We start from the raw sequence: 4,230 nt of genomic DNA on the forward strand, positions 1-4,230 counted from the left end.
GGACTGCCCCCTTCAGGCGGTTTTCTGGCCAAATGGCTATTAATTGATGCCGCTTTGGCTGCCGGACAGGTCTGGATTGCGGTGGTGGCTATCAGCGGGGGGCTGTTGGCCTCGGTCTATGTTTTCCGTGTCTTGCTGCTTGCCTTCAGGGATACGGTGGAGAGCGACCGGCCCCGGCCTCAGCCGGTTGCCGCCGGGATGGAATGGACAGCCTTCACTCTGGCGGTTGCCAGTGTCGGCCTCGGTCTTGCTGCCATGCCGCTCTTCAAACTGCTTGAAGGAGTGGGCCGATGAGTTTCAACGAACTGTTACCACTGCTGGTGATCGCCTCCTCGCTGTTGCCCGGCCTGATTATCTTTACCCTGCCGGAAGAACGGGTTCTGCTGCGATCACTGCTGAACCTGCTGGGTGCTGTTGCCAAACTGAGCCTGACCGGTGTGATGCTGGCCGGTGTGGTGGCTGGCGTACAGTATGGCTTCCGCTATCAGGTGGCTCCCGGTATTGAACTGCTATTCAAGGCTGACCCCCTGGCCCTGTTGTTTGTGAGCCTTTCGGCAGCCCTGTGGCTGTTTACCACCCTGTACGCCATCGGCTACCTGGGACATGCACCGCACCGCAGCCGCTTCTTCGGATTTTTCAGCCTCTGCGTCACCGCCACCATGGGAATCGCCATGGCTGGTAATCTGTTTACATTCTTTATTTTTTACGAACTGTTGACCCTGGCCACCTTCCCGCTGATCGTCCATCGTGGCACCCCCCAGGCGATGCGCGGCGGCACGGTCTATCTGACCTACACCCTGATCGGCGGCGCGCTGCTGCTGGCCGGTATTGTCTGGCTGAACCAACTGGTCGGCCAGAGCGAGTTCACCCAGGGGGGTATTCTGGCAGCCCTGCAGGGGGTTTCCGAAACACAGCTGAAGCTGGTCTTTCTGCTCTTGATCTCAGGGGTCGGTGTCAAGGCGGCCCTGGTGCCGCTGCACGGCTGGCTACCCCAGGCCATGGTGGCGCCAGCGCCGGTCTCGGCACTTTTACATGCGGTTGCCGTGGTCAAGGCCGGTGCCTTCGGGGTGGTACGGATCGTCTACGAGATCTACGGCATTGAGTATGCACAGAGCCTGGGACTGCTGGTGCCTCTTGCAGCGGTAGCAGCAGTCACCATACTGTGGGGCAGCCTGCGGGCATTGTTCCAGGGGGATCTGAAAAAACGGCTGGCCTTCTCCACGGTCAGTCAGGTTTCCTACATCATACTAGGAGTCGGCATCTTCGGTATGGCCGGTACGGTGGGAGGCCTGGTGCATCTCGTACATCAGGGGATCATGAAGATTACCCTGTTTTTCTGCGCCGGTAACTATGCCGAGACCCTGGGGATTCACCGGGTGGATGAGATGGACGGCGCAGGCCGACGGATGCCGTTGACCTCCCTGGCCTTTTCCGTCGGCGCCCTGGGGATGATGGGGGCGCCACTTACCGCCGGGGCCATCAGCAAGGCCTGGCTGAAGACCGGAGCCGAGACTGCCGGCATGGATTGGGCGGTCTGGGTATTGACCGCCTCCAGCCTGCTGAATATGGCCTATTTTCTGCCGATTCTCTACCGGCTCTGGTTTAAACCTTTGCCAACGGCATGGCCCCATGAAGAGATTCCGGCACGGGGTTGGAGGGAAACAGCCTGGCTGCTGCTCATGCCGCCGCTGATTACTGCCGGGGCCACCGTTGCGGCCTACCTCTTCAGCGATGCCGGAATCAGCCCCCTGTCCTTTGCCCGTCTGATTGTGGGGCTTGAATATCATAGTCAGCCGTAACCGACCAACGAACACCACGAGGTTTAACCATGGAATGGTATCAACAGAATCACCAGCAGGTCCTGGATACGTTGCAGAGTGGCGAAACCGGTCTCAGCAGTCATGAGGCCCAAAATCGACTGGCTCAGTATGGACCCAACAAGCTGGCTGATGAGGAGCAGATCAGTCGGCTGCAGATCCTGCTGCACCAGTTTAAAAGCCCGCTGATCTATATCCTGCTGATTGCGGCCCTGGTGACGCTGCTGCTGAAGGAGTATATCGACAGCGGCGTGATTCTGGCGGTGGTGCTGCTGAACGCGGTGATCGGCTACCTGCAGGAGTTCAAGGCCGAAGAAAGTGTGCGCGCCCTCAAAAGCCTGCTGGTGGCCAAGGCCCGGGTAATCCGGGACGGCCATGAGCAGGAAATACCCGGCACGGATCTGGTGCCGGGCGATATCGTACTTCTTGCCTCAGGCACCAGAGTTCCGGCTGATCTGAGGCTGCTACATGATATTGAGTTGCGGATTGATGAAGCGATGCTGACCGGTGAGTCGTTGCCGTCTGATAAATCAACCGCTGTACTGACCGAAACAGACCTGACCCCGGCAGACCAGACCAATATGGCCTTTATGGGCACTGCCGTGGTCAATGGCCGTGCCCGAGGTCTGGTGGTGGCCACCGGAGCCCGGACCATCCTGGGTACCATTGCCGGTGAAGTACGCAGCATCGGCCAGGTCAAGGCCCCGATCCAGCACAAGATCGAGCAGTTTGCCCGCACCATCGGGCTTTTGGTGCTGGGTGCGGCCGGCCTGCTGTTCGTGTTCGGACTACTGCTGGGGGAGACGGTCAAGACCATGTTCATGGTGGCGGTGGCAGCGGCGGTTGCCACTATCCCGGAAGGGCTGCCGATTGTGGTGACCATTGCCATGGCCGTTGGAGTGGCCCGGATGGCAAAGCACAATGCCATTGTCCGCAAGCTGCCGGCCGTGGAGACTCTGGGCAGTACCACGGTAATCTGCTCCGACAAGACCGGTACCCTGACCCGTAACGAGATGACCGTTACCAGCCTCTACGACAGCCAACAGCAGTACCGGATAAGCGGCACCGGCTACGAGCCTGACGGTCAGGTGCTGCTGGACGACACTGCGGTCACTGCCGCAAGTAACCGGGAGCTGGCCCTGCTGCTGCGTATCGGGCTGCTCTGCAACGAATCTGATGTCTATGAGGAAGAAGGTCGCTTCAAGGTGGATGGCGACCCCACTGAAGGTGCCCTGATCACGGCGGCCATGAAGGCGGGACTGCAGTCTGAGCTGGAAAGGGAAACGTATGAACAGCTGGCCATGGTCCCGTTTGAGTCGGAGCGGGGCTACATGGCCACCCTGCATCAACAGGGCGAAAAACGGGTTATCTTCGTCAAAGGTGCCCCGGAACGGGTGTTGGAGATGTGTGCGGTGACTGAGCAGCAGTTGGCCGATGCCACAGACATGGCCACCGGGTTTGCTGCCCAGGGGATGCGGGTGCTGGCCTTTGCCTGGAAAGAGGCGGCCCCGGATCAGGATACGCTGGGACACCATGACACTGCTTCAGGCCTGACCTTTTCCGGACTACAGGGAATGATTGATCCCCCCCGCCCAGAGGCGATCGAGGCCATTGCCGGCTGCAAAAAAGCCGGTATCCGGGTGGTGATGATTACCGGTGACCACGGCGTGACTGCCCAGGCCATCGGGCTTCAGCTGGGGATTATTGAACAGGACGGCACTGTGTTGACCGGCCGTGACCTGGAGGTGATGGATGATGACGCGCTGTATGAACGGGTCAACTCCGTCTCGGTCTTTGCCCGGGTTGCGCCGGACCACAAGCTGCGGATTACCCGCCAGCTGATCCGCCACGGCCAGGTGGTTGCCATGACCGGCGACGGCGTCAATGATGCCCCGGCACTGAAGGCGGCCCATATCGGGGTGGCCATGGGGATCACCGGCACTGACGTGGCCAAGGAGGCCTCGGACATGGTGCTGACCGATGACAACTTCGCCAGCATCTTCAGCGCCGTGCGGGAGGGACGGATCGTCTTTGACAACCTGCGCAAGGTGACCTTCTTCCTGCTGCCCACCGGCATCGCCTCGATCATCTCGATCATGATCGCCATGCTGCTGGGGGTGCCAATCCCCTACCTGCCGGCCCAGCTGCTCTGGATCAACCTGGTCACCAATGGCCTGCAGGATGTTTCGCTAGCCTTTGAGCCAGGAGAAAAAGGGATACTCAAACGTCCACCCCGCGACCCGCAGGAGGGGATCATGTCCCGCCTGCTGATCCAGCGCACCGTGCTGGTGGGGATGGTGATTGCCGGAGGGGTGGCCTGGAACTACACCATGGCCCTACGGGAGGGGAATTCCCTGGAAAATGCCCGTACCGTGGCGGTGACCACCATGGTCTTTTTTCAGTTCTTCCAGGT

General features: G+C 60.3%; 2 protein-coding genes and 1 pseudogene. All 3 read left to right on the forward strand.

Going from position 1 to position 4,230, the window contains the following annotated elements; translation table 11 throughout:
- Positions 1–294: pseudogene (locus OEL57_RS14715) on the forward strand (hypothetical protein); the annotation flags it as partial.
- Positions 291–1,799: a proton-conducting transporter membrane subunit gene (locus OEL57_RS14720; protein ID WP_300741487.1), complete on the forward strand. Its 1,509-nt coding sequence runs from the start codon at positions 291–293 to the stop codon at positions 1,797–1,799. The pseudogene OEL57_RS14715 and the gene OEL57_RS14720, both read left to right, overlap by 4 nt.
- 29 nt (positions 1,800–1,828) lie before the next feature.
- The coding region (locus tag OEL57_RS14725; protein WP_300741488.1) for a cation-translocating P-type ATPase at positions 1,829–4,230 on the forward strand (2,402 nt) is incomplete at its 3' end.

This window comes from Trichlorobacter sp., from assembly GCF_030247655.1.
In the GTDB taxonomy this organism is placed as follows: Bacteria; Desulfobacterota; Desulfuromonadia; order Geobacterales; family Pseudopelobacteraceae; genus Trichlorobacter.

Bases quoted from the DNA above. Each gene is read 5' to 3' on its own strand.
- OEL57_RS14720 (WP_300741487.1), top strand. From the start codon at position 291: ATGAGTTTCAACGAACTGTTACCACTGCTGGTGATCGCCTCCTCGCTG.